17 protein-coding genes, 1 tRNA gene and 1 pseudogene are annotated in these 14912 nt (G+C 41.2%); 4 read left to right on the forward strand and 15 right to left on the reverse strand.

Going from position 1 to position 14912, the window contains the following annotated elements:
• Window positions 1–41: 41 nt before the first annotated feature.
• The 4 genes from PS3_RS01220 to PS3_RS01235 all read right to left on the reverse strand — a co-directional run bounded on the left by PS3_RS01220 (window position 42) and on the right by PS3_RS01235 (window position 3223).
• Window positions 42–755, reverse strand: coding sequence for a Bax inhibitor-1/YccA family protein (locus tag PS3_RS01220; protein ID WP_040467849.1), 714 nt, complete (start codon window positions 753–755; stop codon window positions 42–44).
• Window positions 756–838: 83 nt separating this feature from the next.
• Window positions 839–2137, reverse strand: a complete 1299-nt coding sequence (murC, locus tag PS3_RS01225) for a UDP-N-acetylmuramate--L-alanine ligase (protein ID WP_007121761.1) — start codon at window positions 2135–2137, stop codon at window positions 839–841.
• A gap of 13 nt (window positions 2138–2150) precedes the next feature.
• On the reverse strand, window positions 2151–2792 hold the full coding sequence (ytpR, locus tag PS3_RS01230) for a YtpR family tRNA-binding protein (protein ID WP_007121762.1): 642 nt from the start codon (window positions 2790–2792) through the stop codon (window positions 2151–2153).
• A gap of 104 nt (window positions 2793–2896) precedes the next feature.
• Complete coding sequence (locus PS3_RS01235; RefSeq protein ID WP_007121763.1) at window positions 2897–3223, reverse strand: thioredoxin family protein; 327 nt, start codon at window positions 3221–3223, stop codon at window positions 2897–2899.
• A 130-nt stretch (window positions 3224–3353) separates the two neighbouring features.
• Between PS3_RS01235 and PS3_RS01240 the strand changes: the two genes are divergently transcribed.
• Window positions 3354–3701 (forward strand): hypothetical protein, encoded by a 348-nt coding sequence (locus PS3_RS01240; RefSeq protein WP_040467850.1) that lies wholly within the window; start codon window positions 3354–3356, stop codon window positions 3699–3701.
• Between the two features lie 55 nt (window positions 3702–3756).
• On the opposite strand, the gene trmB is transcribed toward PS3_RS01240, so the two are convergent.
• From trmB to PS3_RS01255, 3 genes are read right to left on the reverse strand one after another with little or no spacing between them, the layout of a single operon-like run.
• A complete protein-coding gene (gene trmB, locus PS3_RS01245; protein WP_007121764.1) occupies window positions 3757–4398 on the reverse strand; it encodes a tRNA (guanosine(46)-N7)-methyltransferase TrmB in 642 nt (213 codons plus the stop codon).
• Window positions 4399–5583 carry an ABC transporter permease gene (locus tag PS3_RS01250; protein ID WP_007121765.1) on the reverse strand — a complete coding sequence of 395 codons (1185 nt, stop codon included), beginning with the start codon at window positions 5581–5583 and terminating at the stop codon, window positions 4399–4401.
• On the reverse strand, window positions 5573–6310 hold the full coding sequence (locus PS3_RS01255; RefSeq protein WP_007121766.1) for an ABC transporter ATP-binding protein: 738 nt from the start codon (window positions 6308–6310) through the stop codon (window positions 5573–5575). The genes PS3_RS01250 and PS3_RS01255 overlap by 11 nt, the downstream gene beginning before the upstream one ends.
• Before the next feature lie 111 nt (window positions 6311–6421).
• Between PS3_RS01255 and PS3_RS01260 the strand changes: the two genes are divergently transcribed.
• A complete protein-coding gene (locus tag PS3_RS01260) occupies window positions 6422–6850 on the forward strand; it encodes an HIT family protein (protein WP_007121767.1) in 429 nt (142 codons plus the stop codon).
• A 2-nt stretch (window positions 6851–6852) separates the two neighbouring features.
• A complete protein-coding gene (locus PS3_RS01265) occupies window positions 6853–7080 on the forward strand; it encodes a hypothetical protein (RefSeq protein WP_040467851.1) in 228 nt (75 codons plus the stop codon).
• A 146-nt stretch (window positions 7081–7226) separates the two neighbouring features.
• Here the strand turns inward: PS3_RS01265 and cysK are convergent, their stop codons facing one another.
• The 8 genes and pseudogenes from cysK to PS3_RS01305 all read right to left on the reverse strand — a co-directional run bounded on the left by cysK (window position 7227) and on the right by PS3_RS01305 (window position 14507).
• Window positions 7227–8159, reverse strand: a complete 933-nt coding sequence (cysK, locus tag PS3_RS01270) for a cysteine synthase A (RefSeq protein WP_007121768.1) — start codon at window positions 8157–8159, stop codon at window positions 7227–7229.
• A pseudogene (locus PS3_RS01275) lies at window positions 8156–8857 on the reverse strand (homoserine O-acetyltransferase/O-succinyltransferase family protein); the annotation flags it as partial. The pseudogene PS3_RS01275 and the gene cysK, both read right to left, overlap by 4 nt.
• A gap of 369 nt (window positions 8858–9226) precedes the next feature.
• Window positions 9227–10231 carry a peptidylprolyl isomerase gene (locus tag PS3_RS01280; protein WP_007121769.1) on the reverse strand — a complete coding sequence of 335 codons (1005 nt, stop codon included), beginning with the start codon at window positions 10229–10231 and terminating at the stop codon, window positions 9227–9229.
• A 64-nt stretch (window positions 10232–10295) separates the two neighbouring features.
• Window positions 10296–11258 carry a 3'-5' exoribonuclease YhaM family protein gene (locus tag PS3_RS01285; protein WP_007121770.1) on the reverse strand — a complete coding sequence of 321 codons (963 nt, stop codon included), beginning with the start codon at window positions 11256–11258 and terminating at the stop codon, window positions 10296–10298.
• 62 nt (window positions 11259–11320) lie between these two features.
• Window positions 11321–11683 carry a YlbF family regulator gene (locus PS3_RS01290; protein ID WP_040467852.1) on the reverse strand — a complete coding sequence of 121 codons (363 nt, stop codon included), beginning with the start codon at window positions 11681–11683 and terminating at the stop codon, window positions 11321–11323.
• Window positions 11684–11745: 62 nt separating this feature from the next.
• A complete protein-coding gene (locus PS3_RS01295) occupies window positions 11746–13935 on the reverse strand; it encodes a PBP1A family penicillin-binding protein (protein WP_100207275.1) in 2190 nt (729 codons plus the stop codon).
• A gap of 127 nt (window positions 13936–14062) precedes the next feature.
• Window positions 14063–14133 (reverse strand) — tRNA-Gly (locus PS3_RS01300).
• A 47-nt stretch (window positions 14134–14180) separates the two neighbouring features.
• The gene (locus PS3_RS01305; protein ID WP_040467853.1) at window positions 14181–14507 is read right to left on the reverse strand and encodes a hypothetical protein; all 327 of its coding nucleotides are present in this window, start codon (window positions 14505–14507) and stop codon (window positions 14181–14183) included.
• A 119-nt stretch (window positions 14508–14626) separates the two neighbouring features.
• Here PS3_RS01305 and PS3_RS01310 point away from each other — a divergent pair.
• Window positions 14627–14912: DUF1516 family protein (locus PS3_RS01310; protein ID WP_040467854.1), on the forward strand; the 286-nt coding region annotated here is incomplete at its 3' end.

Consider the following 14912-nt stretch of genomic DNA (forward strand, 5'->3'; position numbering starts at 1 on the left):
AAAAAACCGGGATCTCATTAGATCGCCGGTTCATGATTCAATTAGTCTCGATTACTCATCCCAAAAATTTGAAGGAATTGGATGAATAGGTTAACAAAATCAAGGTAAAGTTGCAAAGCTCCCTGAATTGCTAAACCTGTCATGGAAACCTCATGACCATAATTTACGTAAATTGCTTTCATCTTTTGAGCATCCCAAGCGGTTAAAACAACGAAAATGATCACCGCAATGTAAGAAAAGATGTAAGTAATTGCCGCACTACGTAAAAACATATTAACAATGGTGGCAATAATTAGAGCAATTAATGCTGCCATCGCATGGCTACCAGCCCGGGTTAAATCACGCTTTGTAACCGTTCCGTAAAAAGCCATGGTGATAAATACCGCCGACGAGGAAACAAAAGCTGCCGCAATATTGGCAGTCGTAAAGGCCCCCGCGATTAAAGCAAACTCAAAGCCATAAATAATTGCCGTCAACATTAGCATCAAAAAGGCCCCCGCGGGGTTCCGAGTAGCACTGAAGCTCACTCCCATAGATAACGCAATTGGTAATAATAGGATTAACCAAATCATCCCCGTGTGTTGTGCCGCGAAAAGCATTAAAGTCGTCCGAAAGGCTGTCATGGACAAGTAAGCTGTCGCCGCTGAAACTAAGACGGCTAAGGTCATAATCCCATACATCCGTGTCAAAAAGGCATTTAAGCCCACTGCAGCATTGACTTCACGCCGTTGCGGCTCTTGTGTATAGTTGTTCACTATTTTACCTCCTAAATTTTTCCCAAATTATTCTTGATTGATTAAAAAAATGGTAGCAAATGCTACCATTTCAAGCAAGTAATTTAACCTAGCAATTTCTCATATTGATCTTCATATTTTTCGATATCACCGGCTCCCATGAAGACCACTACTGCTTGGTGATATTGGAGTAACTGATCAAGGGTATGCTCATCAATTGCATGTCCATTGGGGATCAGATCAATCAGATCTTGATTCGAAATATCGCCAGCTTGTTCCCGAATCGATCCAAAGACCGGGGTTACATATGTTTGATCGGCTTTTTTTAGGGATTCCCCAAATTCATTTAAGTAGGCTTTAAGCCGAGAATAAGTATGCGGCTGGAAGACCGCTACCAATTCACGATCTGGATATTTTTGGCGGGCTGCATCCAGTGTCGCCTTAATTTCCGATGGGTGGTGAGCGTAATCATCAATAATGGCAATATCACCTTTATCGGTTTCGCTAAACCGCCGCTTGACTCCGTTAAAGCTTTGCAAAACTTCAGCAACGACCGCCATATCTAATTGTTCAGTATAGGCTAGCGCAACCACGGCCAAAGCATTTAACACACTGTGTTGTCCATATAGGTGAATATTAAAATGTCCAATTAATTGATCCTGATGATATACGTCAAATGCCGAGCCCGATGCTGTCCGTTGGATATTTACTGCCCGAAAATCATCTTGTTCATTTGTTCCATAATAATAAACCGGCACGTCAAACGTCATTTGCCGTAATTGTGGATCTTCTCCCCAGGCAAAAACGGCCTTTTTTACTTGTTGACTGTAGGCTTTAAATGATTCAACTACATCAGCTAAATCTTTAAAATAATCGGGGTGATCAAATTCAACATTTGTCATAATGGCATAGTCGGGATGGTAAGCCAAGAAGTGATCGCGGTATTCATCGGCTTCAAAGACAAAGAATTGCGCATCGGCAACACCACGCCCGACCCCATCACCAATTAAATAATTAGTTGGCGCAAGCTTGGCCAAGACATGCGATAACAATCCGGTCGTACTGGTTTTTCCATGAGCTCCGGCAATCCCAATACTGGTATATCTCTGGACTTGTTCTTCCACCGTTGCGGGGTAACTTTGGACCGTTAAGCCCATGGCATGCGCCTGAACAATTTCAGGATGGTCATCATTAAAGGCATTCCCTTGGACCACAATCATGCCTGGTTTTAAATTGTCAGGATTAAAGGGTAGAATCTTGATTCCCGCAGCTTCAAGTGGAGCCTGAGTGAACGTTTCCTTTTCAATATCAGATCCAAGTACCTCATGCCCTTGATCCTTTAATAATCGTGCTAAGGAAGCCATTCCAGTTCCCTTAATTCCCACAAAGTAATATGTACTCATTTTGTCACTTCCCTTAGACAAATAATTGATTTCCTTTTTCAAAATCAAATGCATCCCCAGCTTGGCCAAAGTCATCTGGTAGAATCACACAGCCTGGTTGTTGTGGTGCATTGGCCAGGTTCAGTTCTCTCCCGGCACAAATCATCCCAAAACTAGGTACCCCAACTAACTCACCTGGCCAGATCATCTGACCACTTGGCATCATTGCTCCTGGTTTGGCAACGATCACTTTTACATGATTAGCAATGTTAGGTGAACCACAAACAATTTGTAACTGTTGATCGCCAACGTCCACCTTTGTAATATGCAAATGATCAGACTTAGGATGATCTTCCATTTCAGCCACATAGCCAATTACAAATTTAGGGTCATGATCCGCAACTAATAATTGGTCAAAGCCGGCCGCTTGTACTGCCTGGTTCAACTTAGCAACCTGACCATCAGTTAAGAATAGTTGCACAGCAGCTTGACTGGTTAATTCTGGTAAAAGTTCGCTTGCTGCTAAGAAGTTATATCCTAACAAACTACCATTCTCACTCGATGTTAGTTGCACTACTTGACCTGCTTTGTGGACGGTTTGTCCACCAACTGTTGGAGCCACCATTGTGACTAGGACGTCCCCCATCCCAGCTTGATTGTAACTTGAAATTAACATTTCTAACCTCATTCATTTCTTTTCAAATCAGGGTCTAGTTTACCATAGTCATTTGCTTATAAAAAGGACTTGGGTCAAATATCAATTGATCCCAAATCCCTTGTTTAATTCTTATTCAATCCGTTAATAAAAGTTTCTACTTCTTGCTTGGTTTTCCGATCCTTGTTTACAAATCGTCCAATTTCTTGACCATCTTGATAAGCAACAAAACTCGGAATCCCCATAATGCCCATTTCAGCGGCTAAATCAATGTTTTCATCGCGATCAACTTTAATAAAGGTGAAATCTGCATATTCCGCTTCAATTTCCGGCATCGCAGGCTTGATAAAACGACAATCTGGACACCAATCAGCCGTAAAAAAGAGGATGTAGCGACCGCTTTGTAATTGTGCTTCTAAATCAGTTAAATTAGTTTTTGGTAAATCTTTCATTGCCAACCTCCAGAAAGCTTTTTATTTAGTCTACTGAATTTAATCTTCAAATGCCAATTAAACGCTCATCAGCACCTCAAGCGAATTTATGATAAAATAAAACTACTAAATTGATATGTGGGGGCTCAATATGTCAGAAAGATCATCACATCTAAATCCCCTAGTCGTGGTTTCGGCCCTTGGTTTAGCAGGAATTGCCGGTTACTCAGCTGGGTACCTTTTAGCTGATCGTGGCTTATCTTCCGAACAGGTTTTGCGACATGTTATTAATACTTTTGAAGCCAATGGTGAAATTATCGGAACTTGGATCCACAAACACCCCGAAAAGTACCCTTATCAGGATTCGATTCTCCGAGTTTACCATGGTGGATTTCGTCAACAAGTTGGTTATGAAATTTTATCCTATGAATTTTTCGTTGATCGGCGAACTGGAACCGTCGTAGAGTTACAATTAACGGATTCGACTGAAGCCAAGTAAAAATATTTAGGCAGGTAAACACCTTGTTCAATCAAGGTGTTTACCTGCCTTTTCGTTATTTAAAATGAGCCCTCAATTTGTAAATCGGTTGACCCTTCGCCGCAAATTTTTGTTCATACTCGGTTTCAACATTGTTTTCCTGCTCATCACTATGATGCAAATCCAGCCAAACTCCATCAAAAACCATCCCATAATTATTTAAACTCTGGAGTGAGTATTCAAATAAGCCCATGTTATCGGTTTTCATTTCAATACATCCTTGGTCAACTAGCACCCGTTGATAGTTGGTCAAGAAACTCTTATAAGTTAAGCGTCGTTTCTCATGTCGCGTTTTAGGCCAAGGATCGGAAAAATTCAAATATAACTGTTGGATTTCGTCTTCAGCAAAATAGGTATCTAATCCTGCCCCATCGGCCCGCACAAAGGTCAAATTAGGTAAAGCTAAGGGTTCAGCTTTTTTAGCTGCAATCGCCGCCACCGTGCTTTCAATTTCCAAGCCAATGAAGTTAAACTGGTGATATTTTTGAGCCATCCCAATGATGAATTGTCCTTTCCCCATTCCTACTTCTAGATGCAAAGGTTGATCCTTTTCAAAGCGATTTTGCCACTTACCTTTGTATTCTGTCGGATTGATACTCACGGTTTCGGGATGACTTTCTAAATAAGGGTCGGCCCACTTCTTGTGTTTTACACGCATTTATTTCTCCTTAAAAACTCGCATTGGCAAATACCAATGCACTAATAATTCACCTTCAATTATAATAATGAAAACATTTAAGATAAGGTATGAACTCATCACCGTCGCCAATATTAAAATAATTGCGACTGGCCATAGCACCCGTCGAGTTAAGCTTAGATAAGCATTTTGACGTTGCTTAACTTCCAGGGGATACAGATAAGTAAAGACCTTATTGTCAAATTGATGATACTCAGGTCCTAATTGACTGACAATTACATATAAACTTAATGCTAATACGACCGTCTGCAACCAATTGATCGGAATGAAAAAGGTAATGATTGCTAAGATTAATGTTAAGCGCACCACCAATCCACTAGTATCGGAACCTCGTACGAATCCTCGGGCATATAAATAGCCCCACTGACCATCTTGATGGGATAAATATTTGATAATTCCATCCGCCCAAGCCCGACGTTTCACTCGTCCTTGCACTTGCGGAACATCCGTGAAGAGATTAAAAAACCGATAGATCGATTCGGTTCGTGCCTGTTCATAAGCAATGGCGGCTGACCAATCGAAGCTGGTTCGCGAATTTAAATATTGGCCAGTCAACAAAAGCATTAAACTGAAAATCCAGGCCATCAATGGCCACTCCATCCACATGATCGCCGCAATCACCAGGGTCATGCCCCACTGCACGAAATTAATTAATCGTGTGTTCTTCGTAAAATTCAAGAAACGTTGTTTTTCCCAAACTAACCAATTTAATTTTAAAGTTACGACTGTCAACCCCATCACGATCATAGTAAGGGTCGATATTTTCATGATAGTTAAAGCCAAGGGCAGAGCAATAACCGTTAGGGCCAACGTCATAATTAAACCTAGGCTCGCACTATAATAGCTTGCTGGTTTTAAGTACTGCTTGATTTGACTAGTTAAGGGCAATAAAACAACTGGATCAGGTTGTTCAACAAACAGGGCCCAGCGTCCGACTTGCATAGCTAAAGTAACCCATCCAATTAGTATCAGTCGCCACCATGGTTGCGAATTAACCTGCGGTAACAACTGATCATAACTGTAAGCCATCGCTCCTGCCATAAAGAAAAGGGCAATAATAAAATGATCATTAAAAACCAGTCGCCAGTAATGCAGATAATGGACCCAACGACTTTGCTGACGCTGCCAAAATAATTTATTTAGCATGGCGATCTCCTTGCGCTAATTGCAAATAGATTTCATCCAAGGATTCTCCCTGATGACCATTCAAAGCCTGCAAATCTTGTAAACTACCTTGAGCTTGCACTTGTCCATCTGCTAACAAAACGAAGCGATCACAGTATCTTTGAGCCGTATCAAGAACGTGCGTCGACATGAGAATGGCTACCCCTTGCGCCTTCTTTTGATCAATAATTGTCAGTAAGTCGTGGACGGCTAAGGGATCCAGACCATAAAAAGGTTCATCAATTACTAATAACTTTGCCTCGGTCATAAAGGCCATACAAATCATGACCTTTTGCTTCATCCCCTTTGAAAAATCAACTGGAAACCAATCTAATTTATTCTCTAACCGAAAAGTCTTTAATAGCTCCTTGGCCCGTTGCCAAGCTGAAGTTGGCGCTAATTGATAAGCATTGATGGTTAATTGGAGATGTTCCCGTAAGGTCAGTTCTTCATATAAAACCGGTGTTTCTGGAACATAAGCGATGGCTTTTTTGTAGGTAAGCGGATCATTGGCTAAAGTGGCCCCATTAACTTGAATCAAACCCGAGAATGGTTGTAACAGACCAATAATATGATTAATCGTGGTTGACTTACCAGCCCCATTTAAGCCAATCAACCCTACTAATTCGCCGGGTTGAACTTGAAAGCTAATATTTTTTAAAACTGGCACTTGGGAATATCCGCCGACCAGTTGGTCAATTGTTAACATTTGTCGCTCCTTTTATTAGTTCACTGATTATATCATAGTAATCCAAAGATCAAAATGCAATTATCACCCCAGTTGCGGTATACTAATGGAAATGAAAGCGAGGTTATGAAGATGGAAGATTGTATTTTTTGCAAAATTATTGCTGGCGAAATCCCTAGCTATACCGTGTACGAAGATGATGTCGTCAAGGCTTTCTTGGACATTTCCCAAAATACACCTGGTCACACGCTAGTGATTCCTAAGAAGCATGTCAAAGATATTTTTGAATACGATGAAGATTTAGCGGCCGAAGTTTTTAAACGGATTCCTAAGATTGCTCGGGCAATTAAGGCATCAAATCCCGACATCAAAGGGATGAACGTCATGAATAATAATGGTGAAGTGGCATATCAAAGTGTCTTCCACAGTCACTGGCATCTCTTACCACGCTATTCTAGTGATGATGAGTTCAAGATTAACTTTACTGATCACTCTAACGATTACGCTAGCGAAGATTACGAAGCTGTTCGCCAATCCATCGCAGCTCAGTTCAAGGATTAATCATGTTTACCAAATTAAAAACTGAAGTTAAAGATTATCAGGATCATCTAAAAGCAATCACAAAGGCCGGTCAAGATTTAGGTAACCATGCCCAAACCTTAACGAATGAACTGGCTAATTTAACTCAAGTGATTGCAGAAATTAATCACGATCTGGAATTGTTTAATTTCCGCAATCAAGCTCATTTGGACCGAATTAATCATATTTTAGAAAAATATCATCAATCATAAAAGATGAGGATTGGAAGAACCTAATGCTGGTTCCTCCAATCCTCATTTTCTTTATCACACTGGTAACTATTATGTCAAAAAGTGCTCCATGAGTTTCAAGCTATCTCGATGGAGTTCCTGCATGTCTTTTCCGGCTTATTGTCTACTTATTCAAAGTTGAATAAATCGGTTGAGAGGTATCGTTCCCCACCATCCGGTGCTACTGTAATGACCTTCTTACCTACTCCTAACTCTTGAGCTAATTGGATTGCTCCGGCAATATTAGCCCCTGCCGAAATCCCTGGCAAGAATCCTTCTTGTCGGGAAACCGCTTGGGCTGTCGCAATCGCCTCATCGCTGGAAATTTCAACGATTCCATCATAAACATCTTGATCCAAAGTAGCTGGAATAAAACCAGCACTAATTCCTTGGATCTTGTGTTTACCAGCTTGACCATCCTTTAGTAATGGTGATTCAGCCGGTTCTAAAGCATAAACCTTGACTTGATCATTAACCGCCTTTAAGTCGTGACCAATTCCCGTCAGAGTTCCACCAGTCCCAACCCCGGCAACAAAGGCATCTGGTAAATCATCTTCACCAAATGCAGCAATAATTTCCTTCCCAGTCGTTGCTTCATGGGCCGCTGGGTTGGCTGGATTTTCAAATTGCATCGGCATAAAGTAGCCTTTTTGATCGACTAATTCTTGAGCCTTAGCAATCGAACCTTTCATTCCATCGGCTCCGGGGGTCAAGATTAGTTCAGCCCCATAGCCCTGCATCAATTTACGTCGTTCTACACTCATGGTTTCTGGCATGGTAATGACTAAATGATAACCTTTAGCAGCTGCAACGGCCGCTAATCCGATTCCAGTATTCCCCGAAGTCGGTTCGACAATGGTATCCCCAGCTTTCAAAAGACCATCTGCTTCTGCCTTTTCAATCATGGCTAAGGCAATCCGATCCTTGATCGAACCGGCTGGGTTAAAGAATTCCAATTTAACGTAAACATCAGCGGCCCCTTCTGGAACCACCCGATTAAGTTTAACAATCGGGGTGTTGCCAATTAATTCATTGATTGAGTTGTAGATTTGCTTTGTCATATTGTTATTTCTCCTTTGACTTGAGTTAACCAATTTTCAAAAAAACGTTGCGAAACGGTTTGCCAGTGATAAACTGGCTCACCTAGTTGCATATAATAATTTACCGGTCGGGCGATTAAGCCAGGCGAACTTTGGGTCGCTTGCACTTCTCGTTGGTATTCCTTTAATAGAGCGCGTTGACCATACTCCAAATGCGAAAACAGGAAAGTAAACGGAAATTCACGACTGGTGAGTAAAAAGTTTCGATGATTAGAAGCTACCGCATTCACTACCAAATCTTTAGTTGCAGCAATTTGATCTGAATCCATCTCCGCGTAGCGAGCGTGCGGAGCCATGAAACCTGACTGCAACCCCTTTAACAAGGCGGTTGGTTGGGTAATTTGATGAGAATAAGCACCGAATAATTTGTTCGCTAACGGGTGCTTATCAATCCCATAAAAATGATGCATTGCGACCATGGCTCCCCAACAGACAAAGAGGGTCGGGGTGCGATTAGCTTTTAATTGTTCTAATAATGCGATTATCTCATCATAATAAGTTACTTCTTCAAAATCAATTTGTTCTAACGGCGCTCCGGTGATAATAAAAGCATCATACCGATAAACTTGATCAATCGCCAGGGGTTGCGAAATTTTAGCCACTAACTCTGGAACGGGACGATCAAGATAATGATCAACCGGATACAAAAATTCAATTTGAACTTGGGGGGCAGCGAACCTTAAAACTTCTTAAAATCGTTTTTGAGTGTCAAGCTTATCATGCATTAAATTTAAAATTCCAATCGTAGTCGTTATAGTCACCCTCCTTTATCTTTTGCAAACAAAAACGGTCACTAACCAACATGGCTAGTGACCGTTTAGATCAAGGTTTTCGAGATCCTATCGTACCTCAAAAGACCCAACTGAGACCATGTCAGTTCGGATATTTTGACGAGTACAACAACAAAATACATTTCTTAACATAATCTCAGCTCCTTTCTTCGCTTGCTTATTGAAGTAACTTTACCTGATCTCTTACTATTTGTCAATAATTATTATTAAAAAGCTCTTAGACTTGCAACCAATTTATTATTCCGCACTACTGCTGGAAGCCGAACTTGATTCCGTGGAGCTACTATCGCTAGCTGAGCTTGAACTAGTGCTGCTAGAAGATGAACTTGAAGAACTGGATGAACTAGATGAAGAAGTATTCAAGTAATCAGCAAGAATATTCTTCAAATCACTATCTTTAATTGAGACGTCACCCTTCTTCAAAGCCTTGGAAACAACTTTCTTGACGAAATCACTATCATTCATGTTTTCTGTGACAATCTGGTCTTTCAAGTCACTGATGTGATTAGCATACTTCCCTTTAGCAGGGTGCTTAATCATATAAATTACATAGTAAGTATCATCATCGCCTTGCACTGGACTGGTGGTGTATTCACCATTCTTCAGCTTGTAAGCAGCGGTCTTAACTGCATCTGGCAAGGACGTATCCGTATTATCAAAGGTTGGCATTACCCCACCGGAAGAAGCCGTCGCACTATCCGTCGATTTGGATTTAGCTAACTTTTTAAACTCTTTCAGCTTGTTACTAGAAGTTGAGTTCAAATCATCAATGATACTTTGAGCATCCGATTCACTCCCCACCGTAATCATTGCCGTTGAGATCTTTGGTTGATATTCCTTCCATTGCTTCTTCAAAGCTGAAGTTGAGAAGGATGAACTAGCCCGGACAGCTTCTTCTAATAATAAGCGCGACCGAATTTGGTCTTTGAAGGTACTAGTAGTATACCCCTGTTGAGCAAGGACTGATGAGAAGGAACTCCCATAAGTCTTTTTAGCTGCATTATATTCTTTGTTAACGTCACTGGATGAAACCTTGCTTCCATATTGTTTCTCTAAAACTTTATCGAGGATCATTTGTTGCAAGACTTGCTTCCCAGCCGTCGTTTGCTTCATGCTACTGTAATATTCACTTTGGGTAATTTTTCCCCCATTAGTTGTCGCAACCGCTTTATTCCCACAGGCTGCTAGTGGTAGTGCGAGCGCAACCCCCGCAACTAAAGCCAAAATTTTCTTGGACTTCAAACTATTCACATCCTTTTTATTGATACCTGTTTAATATACCACATGTTAAAGGAAAACTCTGGATTTACTCGGAATCTTTAAAATCTCTTTGCAATTCATCCTTAAAAAAGCGCCGGTTTTCTAGTGAAAAAACACGTTCCGAATAATCATCAATTTCTACATCCTTCATCGCTTGATTAATTTCCACAATCGAAGCATCTAATTCATCTAAGCGATGTAAAATTTCGGCTTCGATTAATTGGGGACGCACCGGCGAACCATATTCTAGCAAGCCATGATGAGCTAAAATAACATGTCGTAATAAAATGACCGGTTCGCTCTCGGCATCTAAGTTCTTTCGTTGACAGGCTTGCACAATTTCGCCATCCACAATTGAGATATGCCCCAGTAAACTTCCCGCAATCGTATATTGAGTGGCCACCGGGCCTGATAATTCAATGACCTTGCCTAGATCATGTAGCATCGCTCCTGCATACAAAAGCGAGCGATTAATTCCTGAATATTGCTCGGCCACAGCTTGTGCTAATCTCAGAATCGATAGTGTATGAAAAGCCAGTCCTCCAACTAGGGCATGATGATTAACTTTCGCAGCCGGATATTGAAAGAACTGATCACCATAATGATTCATTAGATCAGTGACAATAATCCGAAATTCATCTACCTTAATGGCCGAAAAAAATGGTCGTAAAGCTTCTCGTAGCTCCTGATCGGTTAGGTCAACCCGTTGGACATATAAATTGGGATCAGCTGGTTCATCATTCGTTGCCAATCGTAAGCCCTGAATATTAACCTGAGCTTGGCCTTGATATTGATCACCCAAGCCCTGCAGATAAACAACGCGGCCTGGTTGGAATTCATCGATCTGAATCGGCGTGACATCCCAAAGATTACCACTAATCTCCCCAGTTTGATCGGAAAAAGTAATATTCAAATAGGGATTCCCGTTACGCGCTGTGCGGGCTTGTACATCTTTGAGTAAAACAAAGAGGGTGAGTGGTTCACCGACTTCAATTTGATTAATTTGCATCATTACTCCTCATGAAAAAACAACTCCAAGTTTGTCTTAGGCATCCTTGGAGTTGTTAAATATTATTCTGGATCCTTCAAAAGATCATTGTATAGGGATTGAATCGGACTCGTCAGGTTTTGATTAATCTGTTGAATCATTTGATCAAGCCGTTTTTCTTGTTCCATTAACTTCATAATGGATGCTTCCGCGCTAACCTTTTTCGCCATGTCTTGAATGGCTTTGATTTCGTCTTCACTAGGTTGTTGGCCCTGCATTTGCTTGTGTTGGGCTTCCGCCTGTTGCTTTTGGAAATCCCGGAATAAAGCTACTGCCGCTTCATCTGCCAACAGTTCTTCAACAGCTACCTTTAAATCCTGGTACTCTTGTGTTTCCACCATTTGGCGCGACATTTCATTTGCCGTATCAAAAATATTTACTACCATCTTAATTTGGTCCTCCATTAAAAATCTGTTCTGATTGTATCATGTTTTTTAGCTCTCAACCACTAGAAGAGCGACGTCAGCTGGTTCCAAGCATTAGAGATCTGATCACCAATGCCGCTGCTAGAACTTTCATCCGTGGAGTCGCTCGTATCAGTGGTGTCAGTGGTATCAGTTGAATCACTATTACTATTACCAGTTAATTTATTCCACCAGCTAGTTGCCTGTTCCCATAGCTTTTGCGTCCCACTGTTGCTGGAAGCCGAATTGGCTCGCGTTGAGGCCGCTTTTACCGTGAAGCTGGTTCCCTTGGTATATGGTAACAAGCTCGACATTTCTGTCTTGTACAAGGAGTAAATATCACTACTTTCCAAATCACTCAGTTGTTGTTCATCCGTCGTGGAGTCATAACCTTCCCAGGTCGCTACTACTAAGTCTGGGGTATAACCTACGATCCATTTATCCCGGTCGTTGTCATTTGATAAGCCCGAGTTTGTCGTCCCGGTTTTCCCGGCGATGGTATAGTTTGCCGGTTTGGCATTTTTCCCCGTCCCCAACTTAAAGACATCGATCATCATGCTTGTCATTTGATTGGCAATCTTGGTAGAAATGATCCGTTTCTTAGTCAACTTGGTCTTACGAGGAACTTCATTGCCTGAAGCATCCACAATTTTAGTAATGTAATGGGCCGTCGGCAAAGTCCCGCCTGAAGCAAAGGCTGAATATGCACGTGCTAATTGTTGTGGAGAAACCCCTTTGGTCATCCCACCAAGCGCGAGGGCTAAGTTTTTGTCGCCACTTTCAACCGGCAAGCCAAAGTCTTGCGCTGATTTATAACCCGCATTCACCCCAATCTTATTTAGGAGCCAAACTGCTGGCGCATTTAAACTCTTATACAAGGCTTCATACATTGGGACACTACCGCTATATGTTCCATCATAGTTTTTGGGCGTGTACTTGTTGGTCCCATATGATTGTAATTTGTCTTGGACGGTTGAATCATATGAATACCCCTTTTCTAAAGCCGGCGCGTAAACCACAATCGGTTTAATCGTTGAACCAGGTTGTCGCCGCATTTGCGTGGAACGGTTATAGCCACGGAAAACATGGGTCCCCCGACCTCCGACCACAGCGGTTACCCCACCAGTCTTTGGATTCATAGCAATGGAAGCAGACTGGACAATGGTCCCATCTGAACTAGCTGATGGGAAATTAGAACTATCATCGTAGGTCGACTGCATCGCGGCTTGTTGATTTTGATCTAGGGTCGTATAAATTTTATAGCCATTATTCATGACTTCACTTTCAGTCAAGCCATAATCACTAATAGCTTCACTGATCACCGCATCAAAATAGTAGGGATATTTATAGGTATCTTCAGAGGATTGATAACCATTGGTGACCGTTAACGAAGTTTTCTTATACTGATTAGCCGCTGATTGACTTAATTTATTATTCTCAACCATCAGTTGTAAAACAACATTTCGCCGTTTTTTAGTGGCGGATGGGTATTTAACCGGATCATAAATCCCTGGTGAGGTCAACATTCCCGCTAAGGTCGCAGCTTGCGGAACCGTTAAATCAGCAGCGTCCGTATCGAAATACCGTTCCGCTGCATCCTGCACCCCCCAGACCCCATTACCAAAATAGGCATTGTTGAGGTACATGGTTAAAATCTCTTTTTTACTGTATTGATTCTCTACCTCAATTGAAATAAAGATTTCTTTTAGTTTTCGCGAAAAAGTTTGCTGCTGCGTCAAGAAGGCATTCTTAACTAATTGCTGGGTTAAAGTACTTCCCCCACCGGAAATAGCACTACTCCCCGTCAACCGGTTCCGGACTAACAGAAAGGCCGCTCGGGCGAGTCCTTTAAAAGAAAAGCCATGTTCATGATAGAAGTTACGATCTTCCGTTGATAAAACCGCATTTTGCACATTTTTAGAAATCTTACTTAAGGGGACATAAGTACCCTTTTGGTCATAGAGGCTCCCCGCTGATGACCCATTTTTATCATAAATTTGGGTATTTGTTTCTAAACGAGCCTTTAAATCTTTCACATTGGCCGTTTTAGCAACAATGGTCAAATAAATACTCATTCCTAAGAAGAGTGTTAAAAAGACGATTATCAACCAACGAGTCAAATTGAATCGTCGCCATTGATGGAAAACCACATTCGATCCTTTTCTCCACCAGTTTTTGAGAACTGGTCCTGGATGTTCTTTAAACCAGGTCAGAAATTGTTTAAAAATTTTCATGATTTCCTCCGTCATCTGACAATGCGAATATTTTATCATATTGCCCGTTATAAGCGTGTCTGATTTCTCTTTTCCCACGAAAATTTAACGAAAAATAAAAAATCGCCGGGCAACCGACGATCATCAAAGCGGGTAACGAGAATCGAACTCGCGATTCAACCTTGGGAAGGTTGTGTTTTACCACTGAACTATACCCGCATAAAATATAAGTAAAAAGATTACTTATATATCATATCACACTTTAACTATTTGTCATCACTTTTTTCCGACTTCTTTTTCCGTGACGATTTATTTGCCTTAGCCGCTTTTGCCGCCGCCGCCTTTTCTTCTTCAGCCGCTAACTCTTCATCCTCTTCGGTCCGTGGAACCGCCTTGATGATTTCTGTTTCACTTTTGCGCAACACGGCCCGGTTGTTCAATTCATTAACACCACTTTGATCAGCCGGTTCAAATTCCCGAATGGCAACTAGAACGGAATTATCATAAACTTTTTCAACCTCACCTGTGAAGTCATGTTCAAGTGGGCCAAATTGCTTACACTTAACGTAATCTCCAATTTTAAAATAAGTCATGGCTAATTTACCCCTTCATTTTAATCATAAAACCAATTTTACTCATCCTCAGTTATAATTTCAAGTCTGAAGCTATCAGTGCTAAAATAATAACAACTAAACTGATAAGGAAAGTGCTCATGAGATTTTACCAATTTATTGCTAATGTCATCATTTTACTCATCTTAGTTTTCACTACTTACTATGGAACCCATGCCCGTAAGGAAAAACGAGTCACGGACGCGTTAATTATTACTCGCAGCTTATTATTATTACTGATTGCCGAGAAAATTGCTGAATTTTTACGGTATCTTCCAGCTTTTGAAACCCTTAAATGTGTGCAATTTATTTTTCTGTTAATCTTATATTTACTTGCTGAAACCACTTATCGACAAAAAAGGACCGGGTTTGGAAATCCCTTTTTAA

Source organism: Limosilactobacillus gastricus PS3 (assembly GCF_000247775.1).
Classification (GTDB): domain Bacteria; phylum Bacillota; class Bacilli; order Lactobacillales; family Lactobacillaceae; genus Limosilactobacillus; species Limosilactobacillus gastricus_A.

What these genes read in the sequence shown, in the direction of transcription:
- PS3_RS01290 (WP_040467852.1), bottom strand. Translation starts at nt 11,683, where the DNA reads ATGGTAGTAAATATTTTTGATACGGCAAATGAAATGTCGCGCCAAATG.
- PS3_RS01235 (WP_007121763.1), bottom strand. Translation starts at nt 3,223, where the DNA reads ATGAAAGATTTACCAAAAACTAATTTAACTGATTTAGAAGCACAATTA.
- ytpR (WP_007121762.1), bottom strand. Translation starts at nt 2,792, where the DNA reads ATGTTAATTTCAAGTTACAATCAAGCTGGGATGGGGGACGTCCTAGTC.
- PS3_RS01260 (WP_007121767.1), top strand. Translation starts at nt 6,422, where the DNA reads ATGGAAGATTGTATTTTTTGCAAAATTATTGCTGGCGAAATCCCTAGC.
- PS3_RS01265 (WP_040467851.1), top strand. Translation starts at nt 6,853, where the DNA reads ATGTTTACCAAATTAAAAACTGAAGTTAAAGATTATCAGGATCATCTA.
- PS3_RS01240 (WP_040467850.1), top strand. Translation starts at nt 3,354, where the DNA reads ATGTCAGAAAGATCATCACATCTAAATCCCCTAGTCGTGGTTTCGGCC.
- PS3_RS01285 (WP_007121770.1), bottom strand. Translation starts at nt 11,258, where the DNA reads ATGCAAATTAATCAAATTGAAGTCGGTGAACCACTCACCCTCTTTGTT.
- PS3_RS01250 (WP_007121765.1), bottom strand. Translation starts at nt 5,583, where the DNA reads ATGCTAAATAAATTATTTTGGCAGCGTCAGCAAAGTCGTTGGGTCCAT.
- PS3_RS01255 (WP_007121766.1), bottom strand. Translation starts at nt 6,310, where the DNA reads ATGTTAACAATTGACCAACTGGTCGGCGGATATTCCCAAGTGCCAGTT.
- trmB (WP_007121764.1), bottom strand. Translation starts at nt 4,398, where the DNA reads ATGCGTGTAAAACACAAGAAGTGGGCCGACCCTTATTTAGAAAGTCAT.
- cysK (WP_007121768.1), bottom strand. Translation starts at nt 8,159, where the DNA reads ATGACAAAGCAAATCTACAACTCAATCAATGAATTAATTGGCAACACC.
- murC (WP_007121761.1), bottom strand. Translation starts at nt 2,137, where the DNA reads ATGAGTACATATTACTTTGTGGGAATTAAGGGAACTGGAATGGCTTCC.
- PS3_RS01305 (WP_040467853.1), bottom strand. Translation starts at nt 14,507, where the DNA reads ATGACTTATTTTAAAATTGGAGATTACGTTAAGTGTAAGCAATTTGGC.
- PS3_RS01295 (WP_100207275.1), bottom strand. Translation starts at nt 13,935, where the DNA reads ATGAAAATTTTTAAACAATTTCTGACCTGGTTTAAAGAACATCCAGGA.